The organism is Dyella agri (genome assembly GCF_044904705.1).
In the GTDB taxonomy this organism is placed as follows: domain Bacteria; phylum Pseudomonadota; class Gammaproteobacteria; order Xanthomonadales; family Rhodanobacteraceae; genus Rhodanobacter_A; species Rhodanobacter_A agri.
Window position 1 is genome coordinate 104,591 of sequence record NZ_JADIKL010000003.1, and the last position, 18,067, is coordinate 122,657.

Annotated in this window: 15 protein-coding genes; 9 read left to right on the top strand and 6 right to left on the bottom strand. The window is 67.3% G+C overall.

All coding sequences use genetic code 11. The annotated features are described in order from the left end of the window. The first annotated feature begins 303 nt into the window (after positions 1 to 303). Positions 304 to 2,121, top strand: a complete 1,818-nt coding sequence (locus ISP14_RS06450) for an SLC13 family permease (RefSeq protein WP_404537329.1) — start codon at positions 304 to 306, stop codon at positions 2,119 to 2,121. Between the two features lie 22 nt (positions 2,122 to 2,143). On the opposite strand, the gene ISP14_RS06455 is transcribed toward ISP14_RS06450, so the two are convergent. Beyond that, entirely contained in the window at positions 2,144 to 2,494 is a 351-nt protein-coding gene (locus ISP14_RS06455; protein ID WP_404537331.1) for a Rieske (2Fe-2S) protein, read from the bottom strand. A gap of 78 nt (positions 2,495 to 2,572) precedes the next feature. Between ISP14_RS06455 and ISP14_RS06460 the strand changes: the two genes are divergently transcribed. From ISP14_RS06460 to ISP14_RS06475, 4 genes are all read left to right on the top strand, one after another. Continuing rightward, entirely contained in the window at positions 2,573 to 2,842 is a 270-nt protein-coding gene (locus ISP14_RS06460) for a hypothetical protein (protein ID WP_404537334.1), read from the top strand. 68 nt (positions 2,843 to 2,910) lie between these two features. Beyond that, entirely contained in the window at positions 2,911 to 3,795 is an 885-nt protein-coding gene (locus ISP14_RS06465; RefSeq protein ID WP_404537337.1) for a methylated-DNA--[protein]-cysteine S-methyltransferase, read from the top strand. 197 nt (positions 3,796 to 3,992) lie between these two features. Continuing rightward, complete coding sequence (yedA, locus tag ISP14_RS06470; protein ID WP_404537339.1) at positions 3,993 to 4,910, top strand: drug/metabolite exporter YedA; 918 nt, start codon at positions 3,993 to 3,995, stop codon at positions 4,908 to 4,910. Between the two features lie 133 nt (positions 4,911 to 5,043). Next, positions 5,044 to 6,435: a short-chain fatty acid transporter gene (locus ISP14_RS06475; protein ID WP_404537816.1), complete on the top strand. Its 1,392-nt coding sequence runs from the start codon at positions 5,044 to 5,046 to the stop codon at positions 6,433 to 6,435. Between the two features lie 87 nt (positions 6,436 to 6,522). Here ISP14_RS06475 and ISP14_RS06480 read toward each other — a convergent pair whose 3' ends face one another. The 4 genes from ISP14_RS06480 to ISP14_RS06495 form a co-directional block, all read right to left on the bottom strand. Beyond that, on the bottom strand, positions 6,523 to 7,848 hold the full coding sequence (locus ISP14_RS06480) for an ABC transporter permease (RefSeq protein ID WP_404537341.1): 1,326 nt from the start codon (positions 7,846 to 7,848) through the stop codon (positions 6,523 to 6,525). 12 nt (positions 7,849 to 7,860) lie between these two features. Further along, a complete protein-coding gene (locus tag ISP14_RS06485; protein ID WP_404537343.1) occupies positions 7,861 to 9,027 on the bottom strand; it encodes an ABC transporter permease in 1,167 nt (388 codons plus the stop codon). A 10-nt stretch (positions 9,028 to 9,037) separates the two neighbouring features. Next, positions 9,038 to 9,724: an ABC transporter ATP-binding protein gene (locus tag ISP14_RS06490; protein WP_404537345.1), complete on the bottom strand. Its 687-nt coding sequence runs from the start codon at positions 9,722 to 9,724 to the stop codon at positions 9,038 to 9,040. Positions 9,725 to 9,794: 70 nt separating this feature from the next. Continuing rightward, positions 9,795 to 11,042 (bottom strand): efflux RND transporter periplasmic adaptor subunit, encoded by a 1,248-nt coding sequence (locus ISP14_RS06495; RefSeq protein WP_404537347.1) that lies wholly within the window; start codon positions 11,040 to 11,042, stop codon positions 9,795 to 9,797. A 441-nt stretch (positions 11,043 to 11,483) separates the two neighbouring features. Here ISP14_RS06495 and ISP14_RS06500 point away from each other — a divergent pair, with 441 nt between their 5' ends. From ISP14_RS06500 to ISP14_RS06515, 4 genes are all read left to right on the top strand, one after another. Beyond that, a complete protein-coding gene (locus tag ISP14_RS06500; protein ID WP_404537349.1) occupies positions 11,484 to 12,032 on the top strand; it encodes a hypothetical protein in 549 nt (182 codons plus the stop codon). Between the two features lie 27 nt (positions 12,033 to 12,059). Beyond that, positions 12,060 to 12,746: a fumarylacetoacetate hydrolase family protein gene (locus ISP14_RS06505; protein WP_404537351.1), complete on the top strand. Its 687-nt coding sequence runs from the start codon at positions 12,060 to 12,062 to the stop codon at positions 12,744 to 12,746. A gap of 97 nt (positions 12,747 to 12,843) precedes the next feature. After that, positions 12,844 to 13,254: a large-conductance mechanosensitive channel protein MscL gene (gene mscL / locus ISP14_RS06510; protein WP_404537353.1), complete on the top strand. Its 411-nt coding sequence runs from the start codon at positions 12,844 to 12,846 to the stop codon at positions 13,252 to 13,254. Positions 13,255 to 13,369: 115 nt separating this feature from the next. Further along, positions 13,370 to 14,806 carry a M20/M25/M40 family metallo-hydrolase gene (locus ISP14_RS06515; protein ID WP_404537356.1) on the top strand — a complete coding sequence of 479 codons (1,437 nt, stop codon included), beginning with the start codon at positions 13,370 to 13,372 and terminating at the stop codon, positions 14,804 to 14,806. Between the two features lie 54 nt (positions 14,807 to 14,860). Here ISP14_RS06515 and ISP14_RS06520 read toward each other — a convergent pair whose 3' ends face one another. Beyond that, complete coding sequence (locus tag ISP14_RS06520; RefSeq protein WP_404537358.1) at positions 14,861 to 17,965, bottom strand: efflux RND transporter permease subunit; 3,105 nt, start codon at positions 17,963 to 17,965, stop codon at positions 14,861 to 14,863. Between the last annotated feature and the right edge of the window lie 102 nt (positions 17,966 to 18,067).

An 18,067-nucleotide genomic window follows, 5' to 3' on the forward strand; every position in this document is an offset into this window, starting at 1 on the left:
CGTTCGCCCCCTCTCCCGCTTGCGGGAGAGGGTTGGGGAGAGGGACACGCCGCGAAGGCCCTCCGCTCTAAACAAACATCATCGCGAACCTCCGCCCCTCACCCTGCCCATCACGGACCGCAGTGGAAAAAGCTGCAACGGCATGCCTCTCGATTCACCAGCCCTTGCATCACGCCGCTTATACTTGCGCAAACCTGCCAGGGACGAGCGCCGCAGCGTGAATTCGCCACTGCCACTCCGCATCCATCCACATTCGACGCCCTGCCGGGACGCGCGCTAGTGCCGCTTACGCTCACCCCCGAAATGATCCTGGTGCTCGGGCTGGCGGGCTTCACCATGCTGATGCTGGTGCTGGAGTGGATCCGCGCCGACATGGTGGCGCTGCTGGTGGTGGTGGTGATCGGCCTCACCGGGGTGATCCCCTCCGACCGCGTGTTCAACGGCTTCGCCGGCAACGCGGTGATCGCGATCATCGCGATCATGATCATGGGCGAGGGGCTGGACCGCGCCGGCGTGCTCAACCTCACCGCGCACATGGTGATGAAGCTGGCCAAAGGCATGGAATCGCGCCTTGGCCTGGTCATCAACATCATGGCCAGCCTGTTTTCCGCGGTGATCCCCAGCCAAGCGCTGGCCGCGCTGATGATCCCGGTGTCGAGCCGCCTGTCCGCGCGTACCGGCGTGCCGCTGTCGCGGCTGCTGCTGCCGATGGCGTTCTGCATTCTCACCGCCACCAACACCACGCTGATCGCGAATTCGCCGCTGATCGTGCTGAACGACCTGATCGCCAGCGCGAACGCGAACCTGCTGCCGGGCGCGCACACGATTCCGAAGTTCGGCTTGTTCAGCGTGACCCCGACCGGCCTCGCGCTGGCCGCGGTGGGTGTCGGCTACTTCTACTTCTTCGGCCGCAAGCTGCTGCCCGGCCACGAGGACGAGCGGCTGAAGGTGACGCCCGGCCGCACCGAAAGCTACTTCGCCGACACCTACGGCATCGTGGGCGAGACCGCCGAGCTCACCGTCACCGCCGAAAGCCCGCTGGTGGGCATGAGCATCGGTGAGGCCGAGGCTTTGCACGACGCACCGCTGATCCTGGCGATCCGTAGCGGCAACGAGGCGCGCATGGCGCCGCCGGCCGACCACGTGATCTGGGTGGGCTCGGTGCTCGGCGTGCTGGGGCCGCGCGAGCAGCTCGCCAATTTCGCCAACAACCAGCTGTGCCGGCTGTCCACCCGCATGCGCCAGCTGGCCGAACTGTTCAACCCCACCCGTGCGGGCATTTCCGAGGTGGTGATTCCGCCGGTGTCGCGCTTCATCAAGCACACCGTGGGCGAGCTGCGGCTGCGCAAGCGCTTCGGCATCTCGGTGCTGGCGGTGAACCGCGGCGATCAGGTACTGCGCGACGACGTGCGTGCGGTGACCCTGCGCGCGGGCGACACCGTGGTGGTGCACAGCACCTGGCGCGACCTTTCGCTGGCGTCGGAGGACCGCGACCTGGTGGTCGTCACCGACATCCCGAAGGAGGAGCAGCGCCCCGGCAAGATCTGGCAGGCGGTGGGCTTCTTCGTGCTGGCCAAGTGCCTCGCACTGTTCACCAACCTGGACCTGTCGGTAGCGATGATGACCGGCGCGATCGGCATGCTGCTCTCGGGCGTGCTGAACATGGACGAGGCCTACAAGGCGGTCAACTGGAAGACGATATTCGTTACCGCATGCCTGATCCCGCTGGGTTGGTCGATGGACTCCACCGGCACCGCGGCATGGCTGGCGCAGTATGTGCTGCATTACCTGGGCAGCGCCTCGCCGTGGGTGCTGCAGGCCACGCTGGCCGTGCTCACCCTGCTGTTCTCGCAAGTGATGTCCAACGTGGGCGCCACCGTGATGATGGTGCCGATCGCCATCTCGGTGGCGGTGGCCACCGGCGGCAATCCTTCTGCCTACGCACTGATCGTGGCGGTGTCTTCGTCGAACACCTTCCTGCTCAGCTCCGGCCATCCCGCCCTGATGATGGTCACCGGCCCGGGCGGCTACCGAGGCAAGGACTTCTTGCGCGTCGGCGTGCCGCTCACCTTGGCGATGCTCGTCGTCACCCTGGTGTCGATCAACCTGCTGTTCCGCTGAGCGCCTGTCCGAAGACTGCGGCTCAGCCGGCCGCCAGCAACCACACTTCGCCGCCGCGCAACTCCACCGCCAGCGCACGCAGGTGTTCGCCGCGGCAAGGCCCGGCCACGCAGACGCCGTCGTTGCGGTTGAAGCTGGCGCCGTGCACGGCGCAGATCAGCAGTTCGTCCTTGAGCAGGAAGCGGCCCGGCGCATAGTCCAGCCGGCGGCCGGCATGCGGACAGATGTTGAGCCAGGCGCGCACCGCATCGCCACGGCGCTCGACGATCACGCTCTCGCCGCCGAGCGCGGCCACGCCCTCGATCGCAGTGGCCCCGTCGTCGGGAATCTCGTCCAGCCGGCACATCAGGGAGGGTGGGAAAGCGGTGTCCATCGGCACTTGTCCTGCGGGCCGGATGGCCTCATCGTTGCACACGTAAGTCGTTGATTTTAGCACACGGATTTTTAACACATGCGCTTCCATCTGCCTCCGCCCCGTCGTTCCCGCCACCCGCTGGTGCGCGCTCTCTCGCTGCTGCTCGGCATCGCGATGCTGGGTGTGCTGCTGGTGTTCGGGCTGGCCGTGGCCGGCGTGCTGCTGCTCGGCGGCGGCCTGCTGCTCGCATGGCGGCTGTGGAAGCAGGCGCGTGCGCCGATCGCCCGAACCAGGCCGAACAAGCCGGCACCGGAGGTGCTGGAAGGCGAGTTCGTGGTGATCCGTCAAAGGCCGGTCGCCCACTGACGCAAGATCCGGATGGCGCGTGACGCGACCTCGGCACAACATGGCGGCGTGTTCCATTGGATAACGCCATGAACGCCCACCTTGCTCCCATCGCCGAGACCCTCGAACGCGTGCGCGCCCGCATCGAGCGCGCCGACGAGGCACCGACGCTCGATGCGCTGGCGCAGTTCGCGCAATTGAGCCCCAGCCACCTGCAGCGCGTATTCCGCCGCCGCTACGGCATGAGCCCGGCCGAGTACCATCGCGCACGCCGGTTTGGCCAGCTCAAGGCCGCGCTGCGCGATGGCGCGGCCGTCGCCGAAGCGGTGTACGAAGCCGGCTTCGGCTCCGGCAGCCGTGTCTACGAACACAGCGACCGCTTGCTCGGCATGACGCCGGCCAGCTATCGCGCCGGCGGCGCGGGCGCCAGCATCCGCTACACCACCACCGCCACGCCGCTGGGCCGGCTGCTGGTGGCGGCCACCGCGCGCGGCATCTGCGCCGTCACCCTGGGTGCGGACGACGCCGAACTGGAAGCGCGGCTCAACGCCGAATTCCCGCAGGCCGCGCACGAGCGGGTGGACGCGGGCCGCGAGGAATGGCTGGACGCGGTGATCGCGCGCATCGCCAGCGAGCTGGGCTGGAGCGATGCCGGCGCCCCCGCCTTGCCGCCACTCGACGTGGCCGCCACCGCGTTCCAGTGGCGGGTATGGGACGCGCTCACCCGCATCCCCGCCGGCGAGACGCGCAGCTACGGCGAGCTGGCTGCCGCGATCGGCGCACCAAAGGCCGCGCGCGCGGTGGGCAACGCTTGCGGCAACAACCGCCTCGCCCTGATCGTGCCCTGCCATCGCGTGGTGCGCGAGGACGGCTCGTCCGGCGGGTGGCGCTGGGGCGTGGAACGCAAACGCGCCCTGCTGGCGCGCGAACGCAAGCGCTCCACGGCGCCTGAAGCGCAACGCAAGCGGGGCTGAGCGCCGCCCGCCGGCCTTGATACCGCCTCAAGCCTGTCTTGCGCAAGCCTCGCTACCGCACGGCCCGCGCCTCGTCCATCATCCATGCTGCTGCCGTTCCCCCACGGCGGTGCGCCGGCGTCAGTCGAAGCTACGGATAGCTCCCCCGTTGCCTGTAGACTGCGCCGCGCGCGTTGCGCCCCTGCCGAGTCCCCGCCATGAATGACGTCACCGCCCTCGCCGCCGACGGCGCGGCAAACGCCGTTGCCGACCGCTCCCGCCTGCTGGTGCCGCTGGGCCTGCTGGCGCTGTACGTGATCTGGGGTTCGACCTATCTGGGCATCCGTTTCGCGCTGGAAAGCTGGCCGCCATTCCTGCTCGCCGGCGTGCGCTTTCTGATCGCCGGCGCGCTGCTGTTCGGCTTCCTGCGGATGCGCGGCATGGCGCCACCCACGGGTCGGCAATGGCGCAATGCCGCGTTTACCGGCGTGCTGCTGCTCGGCCTCGGCAACGGCCTGGTGTGTTTCGCCGAAGAGCGGGTGAGCTCGGGCATCGCCGCCGTAGCGGTGGCCAGCATGCCGCTGTTCGCCGCGTTGTTCGGTCGCTGGTACGGGCACCGGCCTAACCGGCGCGAGATGCTCGGCCTCCTGATTGGCTTCGCGGGCGTGGTCGTGCTCAACCTGGGCAGCGACCTTTCCGGCTCGCGCGTCGCCGCGCTGGCGCTGCTGACCGCCGCCGCCGCGTGGGCGTTCGGCTCGGTCTGGAGCAAGCGACAGGACATGCCGGCCGGCCCGATGAACACGGCGGCGCAGATGCTGTGCGGCAGCGCGGCACTGCTGCTGATGGGCTTTGGCGGCGGCGAACACTTGCCCGCCCATCCCAGCTTGCACGCCAACCTCGCGCTGGCCTATCTGGTGGTGATCGGCTCGCTGATCGGCTTCAGCGCCTATCTCTACGTGCTGAAGCATGCGCGCCCCGTGCTCGCCACCAGCTATGCCTACGTGAACCCGCCGGTGGCGGTGCTGTTCGGCATGCTGCTGGCCGGCGAGCATATCGGGCTGTTCGAACTCGCAGGCATGGCGGTGATCCTGCTCGGCGTGGCGGCGATCACGCTGGCGCACCAGCGCCGCGCCTGAGCCGCACCGCGGCTCCGCCACAGGCGGAGATATACCTTGGTCGGCTTGCCCCGCATGCCGGCCGCGCGCCACCATGCCCGCGGCTTCGCATGAGCTAAGGAACCAGGGCATGAATACGACGAACGAAGGCCTGATGGCGCGCCTGGCGTTGCGCTGCGCGGCGTGGTCGGAGCGCTGGTTCCCGGATGCCTGGGTGTTCGCGGCGCTGGGCGTGGTGATCGTGGCAATCGCCGCGCTGGCCTTCGGCAGCACGCCCGTGGCTGCTGTCAACGCGTTCGGCGACGGCTTCTGGAGCCTGATCCCCTTCACCATGCAGATGGCCTTCGTGGTGATCGGCGGCTACGTGGTGGCCACCGCGCCGGTGGTGGCGCGCCTCATCGACCAGCTGGCGCGCGTACCGAAGAGCGGGCGCGGCGCGATCTGCTACGTAGCGTTGGTGAGCATGCTGGCCTCGCTGCTGTCGTGGGGCTTCTCGCTGGTGTTTGGCGGCCTGCTGGTGCGGTCGCTGGCGCGGCGCGAGGACCTGCGCATGGACTACCGCGCAGCCGGCGCGGCGGCGTATCTCGGCCTCGGCGCGGTGTGGGCGATGGGCCTGTCCTCGTCGGCGGCGCAGCTGCAAGCGAACCCGGCCAGCATGCCGCCGGGCCTGCTCGCCATCACCGGCGTGTTGCCGTTCACCAGCACCATCTTCCTGTGGCAGTCCTTCGCGCTCACCGCCTGCCTGATCGTGGCCTCGCTGCTGGTGTGCTGGCTCACCGCGCCGTCGGACCGCAATGCGCGCACGGCGCACTACTTCGGCGTGAGCGAGGCGACCGCCGTGCCGCAGCTGCCGCCGCGCCAGCGCCCCGGCGAATGGCTGGAATACAGCCCGCTGCTGGCGGTGCTTATCGGCTTGCTGGGCCTGGGCTGGCTGGGCCACGAGTTCGTCACCAAGTCGGTGGTGAGCGCCATCGCCAACCTCAACACCTACAACTTCCTGTTCCTCACCGTGGGCCTGCTGCTGCACTGGCGTCCGCGCAGCTTTCTGGACGCGGTGGCACGCTCAGTGCCGAGTACGGCCGGTGTGCTGATCCAGTTCCCGCTGTACGGCGGCATCGCCGCCCTGCTCACCCATGCCCAAGGTGCGGGCGGCCTGACGCTGGCGCACCGGCTGTCACAGCTGTTCGTGCACGTGGCCAGCACCGACAGCTTCCCCGCGGTGATGGGTGCGTACTCCGCCATCCTCGGCTTCTTCGTGCCATCCGGGGGCGGCAAATGGCTGGTGGAGGCGCCCTACGTGATGCAGGCGGCGAACGATCTGCACGTCCACCTGGGCTGGGCGGTGCAGGTGTACAACGCCGCCGAGGCACTGCCCAACCTGATCAACCCGTTCTGGATGCTGCCTTTGCTCGGCGTGCTGGGACTGAAGGCACGCGACGTGGTGGGCTACACCTTCATGCAGTTGCTGGTGCACGTTCCGCTGGTGATTGGCTTGCTGTGGTTACTGGGGCTCACACTGGACTACGTGCCGCCGGTAATGCCGTAGGAGCGCACCCTGTGCGCGATGGCTTTTGGTTTCGATCAAGCACCAGAGCCATCGCGCACAAAGTGCGCTCCTACAGGTCACGCGGATTCAAAGCTCGCGCAGCGCCGTGGTCACCGGCAAGCGTGCCGCGCGCACGGCGGGAAACAAGCCGCCAACGAAGCCGATCGCCAGCGCCCACTTCAGGCCCGTCCAGAGCAGCGCGGGCGTGACAGCCAGCTTGAAGTTGACCGTGCCGACGGTTCCCTGGGCCAGGGTCGAGGCGCTGTAGCCGTTGAAGACCAGCCAAGCCAGCAAGCCGCCGATGATGCCGCCGAGCAACGCCAGCAACATCGTCTCCAGCATCACTGCAACCACCACAGGGAGGCCGCGGAAACCGATGGCGCGCAGCGTAGCGATCTCCCTCGCCCGCGTCGCAACGGTGGCGAACATGGTGTTGAGCGCACCGAACACTGCGCCGATGCCCATGATCACGCCGACCACGATGCCGATGATGGTGATCGCCTTGGTGACCCCTTCGGACTGCTTGCGGAAGTAGTCCAGCGTGGTGGTGGCGTCCACCTGCAGGCGTGGATCGCCGGCAAGCGCCGCCTTGAACGTGTCGAAGGCTGCGGCGTTGGTCAGGCGCACGAACACCGAGGTGCGGCTGCTGCCGCGGCGGTAGGTGTCGGCGACCACGTTGGCGTCGGCCCACAGTTCAGAGTCCATCGCGCTGCCCGACTCGAACACGCCGACCACGGTCCAGGCCTGGTTGCCCAACTTGATGTCGTGGCCCGGCGTCAGCCCGGCAAACTGGTTCTGCGCGCCTTTGCCCACCACCAACTCGCGCAGGCCCGGCTTGAACTTGCGCCCGGCGACGATCTTCACCTCGGGACGCACCGCCCAGGCCTCGTCGCCGATACCACGCATCTGGACGCTGCCCTCGTCGCCGCTGCCGTCGCTGAGCGGCAGGTTTGCCGCCACCACCAGTTCAGGCGAAGCGATCGGCTTGCCGGCGGCGTCACGGGCGACGCCCGCCGCCTGCGCAATCACCGTAGTGCTCGCGTTGTCGAGCACGGAAGACACTTCAGAGTCCGAGCCACCGCGCACCACGATGGCGCTGTCGGCACTGCCGCTCATGCTCAGCGTCTGTTGATACCCCGTGCCCATCGCCAGCAGCGACACCAGCACCGCGACTACACCGGCGATGCCAATGACCACTACCGAAGAGGAACCGATACGCTGCGGCAAGGTACTGATGCCGACGCCGGTAACCGAACTCGCTTGCCGACCGGTGCGCAGCAGCAGCATCCACAGCGCGAACAGCACGGCGATCACCAGCAACGCCGGCCACGGCAAAACTGTCCAGGCTGCGATGCCCACGGCGACGACCAGGCACAGGCCGAGGCCACCCAGAATCGATTTCAACTTGTTCATGGCGGTTGCTCCTCAGCGGCCGGCCAGTGCGTCGACGATGTTCAGGCGCATCGCCCGCAACGCGGGCAGCGCTCCCACCAGCAAGCCGATGGCGACCATCAGCCCCACGCCGAGCAACCAGCTGCTCGCGCCTACCGGCGGCATGTTGATGACGCCGCCGCTGCCTGCGCTGACCACCGGGCCCAGCACGGCCGCCAGCCCCAGCCCCAGCACGCCGCCGATCAGCACCAGCAACACCGATTCGGCCAGCACGATCATCAACACGCTGACGCTGGAAAAGCCGATGGTCTTCAGCACCCCCAGTTCCGAGGTACATTCGCGCACGGCCTGCGCCATCGTGTTGCCGGTGAGGAACAGCAGGGTGAAGAACACCGCGCCCATGATCGAGAACACAATCAAGCCGACGTTCGCCATCTGCTTGATCCATGACGCCATCGCAGCCTGTTCGGTCTGCGTCTTGGTCTCGTGATCGGAATTGGCCGACAACGCGTCGATGGCCTTCGCCACCCCGTCGGCCTGCGCGGGATCGGCGACATGACTGACGTACCAGCCCACCTGCCCCCTGTTGTAGGGGTTGGACTCATCGAAGTACTTCCAGTGCATCAGGATGCCGCCCTGCAGGAACTGGCCGTGGTCGGGGTCCTTGGCGTGCATGATGCCGCTGATGTCGAACGTCCAGTTCTTGCTGCCGTCGCGGTTCGGAAAGATGTTCGACATCAGCGGGATCTTGTCGCCGACTTTCCAGTGGTACTTCTTCGCAATTACGTCGCCCACCAGCACGCCTGTGCGGGTGCTGTCGAACGCCTTGCGTTCTTCGGGCGAGATGACGAGCTCTGGGTACATGTCCATGTAGTTCGGGCTGACCGCGAAGGTGAAGATCTGGTTGTGCGGATCCTGGTAGGCACCGCCGAACCAGTTGGCGAAGGCCACGCCCTTCACGCCGGGCACAGCCTCGATCTTCGCCTGCAACGCCGATGGCAGCGGCTGGATGAACGAGAGCTTCGCGCCGGTCTGCAGACGCTCGGCGCCAGCGGCACTCTTGCCTGCATTGGCGAAGCTGGTGCGTACGCCGTTGAGCATGCCGAACAGCAGGAACGCGGCGACGATCGATACCAGGGTGAGGATGGTGCGGGCCTTGCGCCGGAACAGCGCGGCCCAGATGAGATGGAGGTATTTCATGGCGCCATCCTCATGCCGTCACTTGTTCGACGAGGGTGCCCTTGTCCAGATGCAGGGTGTGATCGGCGTATTCGGCAGCCTTGGGATCGTGGGTGACCATCACGATGGTCTTACCGTGCTCGCGGTTGAGCGTGCGCAAGAGGCCCAGCACGTCCTCCGCGCTCTGGCGATCGAGGTCGCCGGTGGGCTCGTCGCAGACCAGCAACGTCGGATCGGAAACGATCGCGCGGGCGATCGCCACGCGCTGCTGCTGGCCGCCGGACAGCTCGCTTGGCTTATGGCTGGCGCGATCGGCCAGGCCCACCAGCTGCAACGCGATGGCCGCGTTCTTCTTGCGTTGCGCTCCGGAGAGCTTGGTTAGCAGCAGCGGCAGTTCCACGTTCTTCTGCGCGCTGAGCGTCGGCATGAGGTTGTAGAACTGGAACACGAAGCCCACGTTGGACGCGCGCCACTTCGCCAACTGGCCGCCACCCAGCTGATCGATGCGCTGGCCGCCCACGCCGATGCTGCCCGCGGTGGGCGAATCGAGGCCGCCGATCAGGTTGAGCAAGGTGGTCTTGCCCGAGCCGGACGGCCCCATCAGGGCGAGGAAGTCGCCCTCGGCGATGTCGAGGTTGATGTGGTGCAGCACCTCGACCTTCTGCTTGCCGCGTTCGTAGACCTTGGAGAGGTCGCGGATCTGGATCAGTGTGTCCATGGCGTTGCTCCGATGGATGTTGGCCGGATAGATGGAAACAGCTGCGTGCCCGCCCGTGCAGGCACGCCGATCAGGGGGACGATTTTTCCGTCTGGACGTTCGAACCGTCGCGTAGCTCTGCCGGCGGCGACAGCACCACCGCTTCGCCTGCCTGCAGCGCGTCCGGGATCAATTTCATGTCGCCGTAATTCTGCGTCGCGGGCTGCACCGCGCGCAGCTGCGCCTTGCCGCCGGCGACCACGAACACCACGCTGCGGCCGTCGCGCTGCGCGATCGCCTTGGCCGGCACCAGCACCCCCTTAGGTGCCTGCGCCACGGTGGTCGATTTCTGTTCCAGGAAGGACACACGCACGCCCATGTCGGGCACGATGCGTGCGTCCTTGTTCTCCAGTGCCACGCGCACCTTTACCGTGGCCTTGCCGCGATCGGCGGCAGGCACGATGGCGATCACGTGGGCAGGGATCTTCCAGTCCGGGTAGGCATCGAGCACGGCCTCGGCGGGCATGTCCGGCTTCACGCGGCCGATGTAAGCCTCGTTGACGTCCACGTCCACTTCCAGCGAATCCATGTCGACGATGGTGCCGATGCCGGTGCGGGTGAAGCCGCCGCCGGCGGAGAACGGCGAAACGATCTCGCCCACCTGGGCATCCTTGGTGGTGATCACGCCGTCGAACGGCGCACGGATCACGCAGTAGTCGAAATTGACCTGCGCCTCGACCACCTGCGCGTCGGCCGAGGCCGCGGTTTTCTTCTGCGAGGCAAGCTGGGCGCGCGTGCTGTCGGCCAGCGTGCGCGCCTGCTCGGCCGCCTGCTTCGGCACCAGGCCTTGCCCGGCCAGCGACTGTTGCCGCGTGGCATCGCGCAGGTTCTGCGCCAGCTGGACCTGGTATTGCGCCACCAGGGCGTGCGCGGCGGCGGCCTGTGTCCGTGCCGCATCCAGCGCCGCCTTGTAGGCGCTGTCGTCCAGCCGGGCCAGTACCTGGCCCTTCTTCACATGGTCGCCTTCCTCGATCAGCACAGCGGTGAGCGTGCCGGTGATCTGCGCCGACACCGTGGCCTGCCGCCGTGCAGTGACGTAGCCAGTGGCCTGCAGCACAGCACCGGCTCCGGGGTCGCTGGCCGGCGATACCGCCGTGGCGGTTTGCACCGCGATGGCGCGATGGCTCATCACCCACCACGCGCCGGCGCCGATCAGCGCCAGCACCACTACCAGCGCGAGCACGATCCACGGCCAGCGCGCAGGGCTCTGGCGATGGTCGTCGCGCTGGTGTTTCTCGATACGCAGTTCTTTCAGCAACTCGGCCTGGCTCACCGTCATCCCCGTGACTCCGTGATGCACGACACCGTAGCGGCTCCCGGGCTATCGGGGCCACGGGCGGTTATCAGCCATCGACAATGACAGATGTCATCCCACGCGCGCAATCGATGGGAATGGCTCTGCCCGCCCCACCAGGATTGGCCTTGTCGCCTTGTCGACCAGACATGCATTTCCTGTCTCCTTGCCGGAGCTGGTCCACCCGGCCCTTGTGGGAATGACGAACAGAGTTCTCGAAAATCGACACAGTCCTGCGCATCTTCAACGGCTGGCAGCGGCAGGATGCCCTGCGCTTGCCGGAACGGAATCCGCGAACGAGGTGTTGGACGCGGGCCCCTATGCGAGGACGGCTCTTTGGACCGGGTCACGCGAGGGTATTGAACAGGCACCGGGGAATCGGCACGCTGACGTGAGCGCCGCCTTCCATGCCCACGGAGCCGCCTCATGCCGCATCGCCCGATTGCCGCCTTGTTCGCCGCCACCCTCGCACTCGCCATCCCCGCACCGCCGACGCTGGCGACGGGCGCGCCGCCCGCCGCGCACTGCAGCGCGCCCGTCTTCCGGGAGTTCGACTTCTGGCTGGGCGACTGGGACACCTATCGCGTGGACAAGGCGGGCCACACTCCACCCGGTGCGGCGTCGGTGGCGCGTAACCAGATCACGGCCACCCTCGGCGGCTGCGTGCTGCACGAGGTATACCGGCGCACCGACGGCTATACCGGCGAAAGCTTCACCATCTACGACGCCACGCGCCACCTGTGGCATCAGAGCTGGGTGACCAACGAGGGGGAGCTGCTGCTGGCCGAAGGCGAACGACAAGGGAAGGCGATCGTGCTGACGGGTGCCGTCCGCGACGCGCAAGGCACCCAGTTGCAGCGGGTGAGCTGGACGCAGCAAGGCGACGGTGTGCGCGAAACGGCGGTGCAGTCGCGTGACAACGGCAAGACGTGGACACCGCTGTTCGACATCCTGTTCCGACCGCACCGCCCCTGAACGTCGCCGACGGCTACACTGCCGCGCATGGACTACGCCATCACCCCACCCGTCGTGCCCAGCCTGCCGATCCTCGGCAGCGAGTTGCGCTTCCCAGTCCGCCGTGTGTTCTGCATCGGCCGCAACTACGCCGACCATGCGAAGGAAATGGGCGCAGCGGTGGAACCCGGCCGGCCGATGTTCTTCTGCAAGCCAGCCGATGCGGTGGTGACCGACGGCGCCGACGTGCCCTATCCCTCCGCCACGCAGGAACTGCACCACGAGGTGGAGATGGTGGCAGCACTGGGTGCGGGCGGCCGCGACCTCACGCCGGCGCAGGCCAGGGCCGCAGTCTTCGGCTATGCCGTGGGGCTGGACCTTACCCGCCGCGACCTGCAGGCGCAGGCCAAGGCCAAGGGCCACCCGTGGGACGTAGCCAAGGGCTTCGACCACTCCGCGCCGGTATCGGCCTTGCGCCGGGCCGACGAAGCCGTCATCGGCGCGGATACCGGGCTGCGCCTGACGGTCAACGGCGAATTGCGCCAGCACGGCCGGCTCGGCGACATGCTGCACGACCTGCCGGCGATCCTGGTGGCGCTGTCCACGCTGTTCGAACTCAAGGCCGGCGACCTGGTATTCACCGGCACGCCGGCTGGCGTGGCCGCGCTGCAACGCGGCGACCTTTTCCACGCCGAACTGGAAGGTGTTGCCGAACTGCGCGGCCGCATCGCCTGACAGCCGCAGGATATTGCGCGAGCCATGCATGGTTCGCCGACAGGCCCTGCGCTAGAGTCTCCCTCGCCATTCGGCGTACCAATCGGGGAGAAAATCCATGGGCATGATGCAGGAGTTCAAGGCGTTCGCCATGCGCGGCAACGTGATGGACATGGCCGTCGGTATCGTGATCGGCGGCGCCTTCGGCAAGATCGTCAGCTCGCTGGTCAGCGACGTCATCATGCCGCCGATCGGCATGCTTACCGGTGGCATCGATTTCTCGGCGATGAAATGGGTGCTCAAACCCGCCGACGACAGCGACCCCAAGCACAAGATCGCCGAGGTGGCGATCAACTACGGCACCTTCATCAATACCATCATCACCTTCATCATCGTCGCCTTCGCGATCTTCATGGTGATCAAGCTGATGAACCGCATGCAGAAGAAGAAGGAAGAAGCGCCCGCCGCGCCGCCGGCCGACGTGGCCCTGCTCACCGAAATCCGCGACCTGCTCAAGAACAAGCAATGACATTCATCCGCGGGGGCGGCTTCGGGCCGCCCCCGCATCCGCAAGCCGTGACTTCCGGCCCAAGCGGGGCGCCTCATCGGCGCGATAATCGCGGCTTCACTGCCTGGAGCCACGCATGCGCCGCCCTACCCTTACCCTGCTCGCCGCCAGCTTGTTGCTGGCCACCGGTCTCGCCAGCGCCGCTGACACCGTCATTCCCGACGCGGCCGTAAAGACGGCAGAACAGCTACGCGACAAAGCGCTAGACGACGGTACGGCGATGACCGTGCTGACCTCGCTCACCACCGAGGTAGGTCCGCGCCTGGCCGGCAGCGACGCCGACCAGCGCGCCCGCGACTGGGCGGTGGCGAAGTTCAAGGCGCTGGGTTTCGACAAGGTCTATACCGAGCCGGCGACCTATCCGCTGTGGGTGCGCCGCCACGAAAGCGGCGCCATCGTGGCGCCATTCCCCCAGCATCTGGTGCTCACCGCACTGGGCTACTCGCCGGGCACGCCCAAGGGCGGACTCACCGCGCAGGTCGTCAGCTTCGACAGCCTCGATGCGCTGAAGGCGGCCGACCCCGCCACGATCAAGGGCAAGATCGTCTACGTCGGCGCCCGCATGCAGCGGCACCAGGACGGCCACGACTACGGCATCGGCTCGGCCATGCGCGTGGCCGGCCCGGTGATCGCCTCGAAGAAGGGGGCCGCCGGCTACCTGCTGCGCTCGGCCGGCACCGACGCGCACGAGCGCATCGCCCACACCGGCGTCACCGGCTTCACCAACGCTGCCGAAGGTATTCCCGCTGCCGCGCTCTCCAACCCCGATGCCGACCAGCTGGAGCGCGAGCTGGGCTACGGCAAGCCAGTGACGGTGAAGCTGGACCTCGACTGCGGCATCGTGGGCGAATACACCGGCGCCAACGTGATCGGTGAGATCACCGGCCGCAAGCATCCCGACCAGGTCGTCGCCATCGGCGGGCACCTGGATTCCTGGGATCCGGGCACCGGCGCGATCGACGATGGTGCCGGCATCGCCATCTCGATGGCCGCCGCCAAACTGATCCACGACTTGCCGCGGCGCCCCGACCGCACCATCCGCGTGATCGCCTTCGCGAACGAGGAGATGGGCCTGTGGGGCGCGCGTGCCTATGCCGACAAGCATGCGAAGGAAGTGTCGAAATTCCTGCTTGGCACCGACTCCGACCTCGGCGCCGGCAAGGTGTACCGCATGAACGCCAGCGTCGCGCCGTCGGCCCGCCACGCCATCGAACAGATCGCCGACGTGCTGAAGCCGCTGGGTGTGGCCTACGACGCCAAGCGCCCCGGCGGCGGCGGCTCCGACCTTGGCTCCATGCACGCCAAGGGCATGGCGGCGCTGACGCTGGACCAGGACGCCACCCACTACTTCGACTGGCACCACACGCCGAACGACACGCTGGACAAGGTCGACCCGAAGGAGCTGGCACAGAACGTGGCGGCGTATGCGGCCTGGACTTACATGGCGGCGCAGGCCGATGGCGATTTCGGCTCGGCACCCGGTGCCTTCGCCAGCGATGGCGCGGAAGAGTGAGGCCGGCGGCGATCTGCTGAAACGAACAAGGCGGCCTACGGGCCGCCTTGTTCGTCATGGCGCCGGCAAACGCTCCGCGCCCGGCGTGCGCTTGCGCCCGAAGCGCTGCTGCAGTCGGTCCATGTACAGGTAGATCACCGGCGTCAGGTACAGCGTGAGCACCTGCGACACCACCAGGCCGCCCACCACGGCAAGGCCCAGCGGGCGGCGCGAGGACGCGCCGGCGCCGATGCCCAGCGCAATCGGCAGCGTGCCGGCGAACGCCGCCATGGTGGTCATCATGATCGGGCGGAAGCGCACGTGGCAGGCCTCGATGATGGCTTCGGCCGGCGACATGCCTTCCACGCGTTGCCGCTCCAGCGCGAAGTCGATCAGCATGATCGCGTTCTTCTTCACGATGCCGATCAGCATCACGATGCCGACGAAGGAGAACAGGTCCAGCGGCGCATGGAAGAGCATCAGCGTGAGCAGCGCGCCCACGCCCGCCGCGGGCAGGCCGGAGAGAATCGTCAGCGGGTGGATGAAGCTCTCGTACAGAATGCCCAGCACCAGGTAGATCACGAACAAGGCCAGTGCCAGCAGCATGCCCATGCCTTGCATCGAATCCTGGAAAGCCTGCGCGGTGCCCTGCACGCTGCCGGTGATCGACGCCGGCAGGTTGAGCCGGCGCATCGCGCCGCCTATCTCAGCTACCGCCTGGCTGAGGCTCACGCCCGGCGCGAGGTTGAACGAAATGGTCACCGCAGGCAGCTCGCCCTGGTGGTTCACGGTGAGCGGCTGCGCCTTGCGGGTGAAACTCGCCACCGTACTGAGCGGCACCAGCGTGCCGGTGTTCGAGGTGACATAGAGCTGCGACAGCACCGCCGGGTCGTTCTGCAGCTCGTACGGCGCCTGCAGGATCACCCAGTACTGCGTGGCAGTCCCGTAGATGGTGGAGATCTGGCCCTCGCCGAACGCAGTGCCCAACGCGCTCTGCACCTGGTACATGGTGAGCCCCAGCGGCGCCAGCTTGTCGCGATCCACCTGCACCTGGATGGCCGGGCCATTCAGGTCGAGATCGCTGGTGACGTCCTGGAATCCGGGCAGTCTGGCGAAGGCATCGAGTACCTTGCCCGACTCGGCGTACAGCGCGTTGAGGTCGGTGGACTGCAAGGTGTACTGGTACTCCGCCTTGGAGGCGCGGCCGCCCACCTGGATCTGCGGCGGGTTCTGCAGGTAGGCGCGGATGCCCGGCACCTTGGCGAACTTCGCGCGCAGCTCCTGGATGATCTGGTCGGGATCGAGCTCGCGCTCGCTCGCCGGCTTCAGCCGCATGAAGATCGAGCCGTTGTTGGTGGTGGTGCGCGGGCCACCCGAACCCACCGACGACATGTAGGCGGCGATGTTCGGATCCTGGCCCACGATCTCCGCCAGTTTCTGCTGGCGCACCGCCATGCCGGCGATGGAGATATCGTCTGGGCCCTCGGTATTGGCGCTCAACTGGCCGGTATCGCCGGCCGGAATGAAATCCTTGTCCACCACCACGAACAGCACCGCGGTGGCAACGAGGCTGGCGAAGAACACGCCCATCACCATGCGCGGATGCGCCACGGCCCAGGCCAGCGAGCGGTTGTAGCCGTCGCGCACATGGTTGAAGCCGCGATCGAAGGCGAGCGCCACGCGGGATTTCTGCTCGTGCTCGGCATGCTTCACGAAGCGGCTGCACAGCATCGGCGTGAGCGTGATCGAGACGAAACCCGAGATCAGGATCGCGGTCGAGATCACCACCGCGAACTCGTGGAACAGCCGACCCACGATGCCGCCCATGAACATCACCGGCAGGAACACGGCCACCAGCGACAGCGTCATCGAAAAGATGGTGAAGCCGATCTCGCCGGCGCCGACGAGCGAGGCCTCGTACGGGTCCATGCCGGCCTCGACGTGGCGCACGATGTTCTCCAGCATCACGATCGCATCGTCCACCACAAAGCCGACCACCAGGGTCAGCGCCAGCAGCGAGAGATTGTCCAGGCTGTAGCCCAACGCGTACATCACGCCGAAGGTACCGATCACCGACACCGGCAGTGCCAACGCGGGGATCAGCGTCGCCGAGGCGTTGCCCAGGAACAGATAGATCACCAGGATCACTAGCACGCCGGCCAGCAGCAAGGTGAACTGCACATCATCCACCGAGGCGCGGATCGAATCGGAGCGGTCGTACAGCGTCTCCAGCTTGATCCCGGGCGGCAGCGTGGCCTTGAACTGCGGCAGCACCGCGCGGATGCGATCGATCGTCGCCACGGTGTTGGAGCCGGGCTGGCGATCGATCGCCAGCACCACCGCGCGCCTGCCGTTGAACCAGCTCGCCAGCTGGTCGTTTTGCACGCTGTCCGCGGCGTGGCCAAGCTGCGACAAGCGCACCGGTGCGCCGTTGCGATACGCCACGATCAGGTTGTTGTATGGCTCGGCCCGCCGCAGCTGGCCATCGGAACTCACCTGCAGCAGCTGCCGGCTGCCATTGAGCGAACCGGTGGCCAGGTTGACGTTGGCGTTCGCGATCGCCTGCTGCACCGCATCGATGCCGATCCCGTTGGCGGCCAGCTTGGCGGGGTCGACGCTGATGCGCACGGCGTACTTCTGCGAGCCGAACACACCCACCTGGGCCACGCCGTTGATCATCGACAGCTCCTGCGCCAGCTGCGTCTCGCCGTACTCATCCACGGTGGACAGCGGCAGCGTGTCGGAACTGAGCGTGAGGTAGAGGATCGCCTTGTCCGCCGGATTGACCTTGCGGAAAGTGGGTGGCGTGGGCATGTTGGTGGGCAGCTGGCGCTGCGCCGCCGAGATGGCCGCCTGCACGTCCTGCGCGGCACCGTCGATGTTGCGGCCGAGGTCGAAGGTCAGCGTGATCGAGGTCGATCCGAGCGCGCTGGTCGAGGTCATCTGGCTGATGCCGGCGATGGTCGAGAACTGGTTCTCCAACGGCGTGGCCACCGCGGTGGCCATGGTCTCCGGCGAAGCGCCGGGCAGGCTTGCGCTCACCGAGATGGTGGGAAAGTCCACGTTCGGCAGTTCGTTCACCGGCAGATTCGGATAGGCGACCACGCCGAATACGATCAGCGCGATCATCAGCAACGCCGTCATCACCGGTCGCCGGATGCACAGGGCAGGCAGGTTCAAGGCAGCCGCCCTCCTTTCGAAACCCGTTGTGCCTGCAGGCCACATACGCTCGGGTCACGATTCATGCGGTGGTGCGAATCCGCATAGCACGTTCGCACCTTC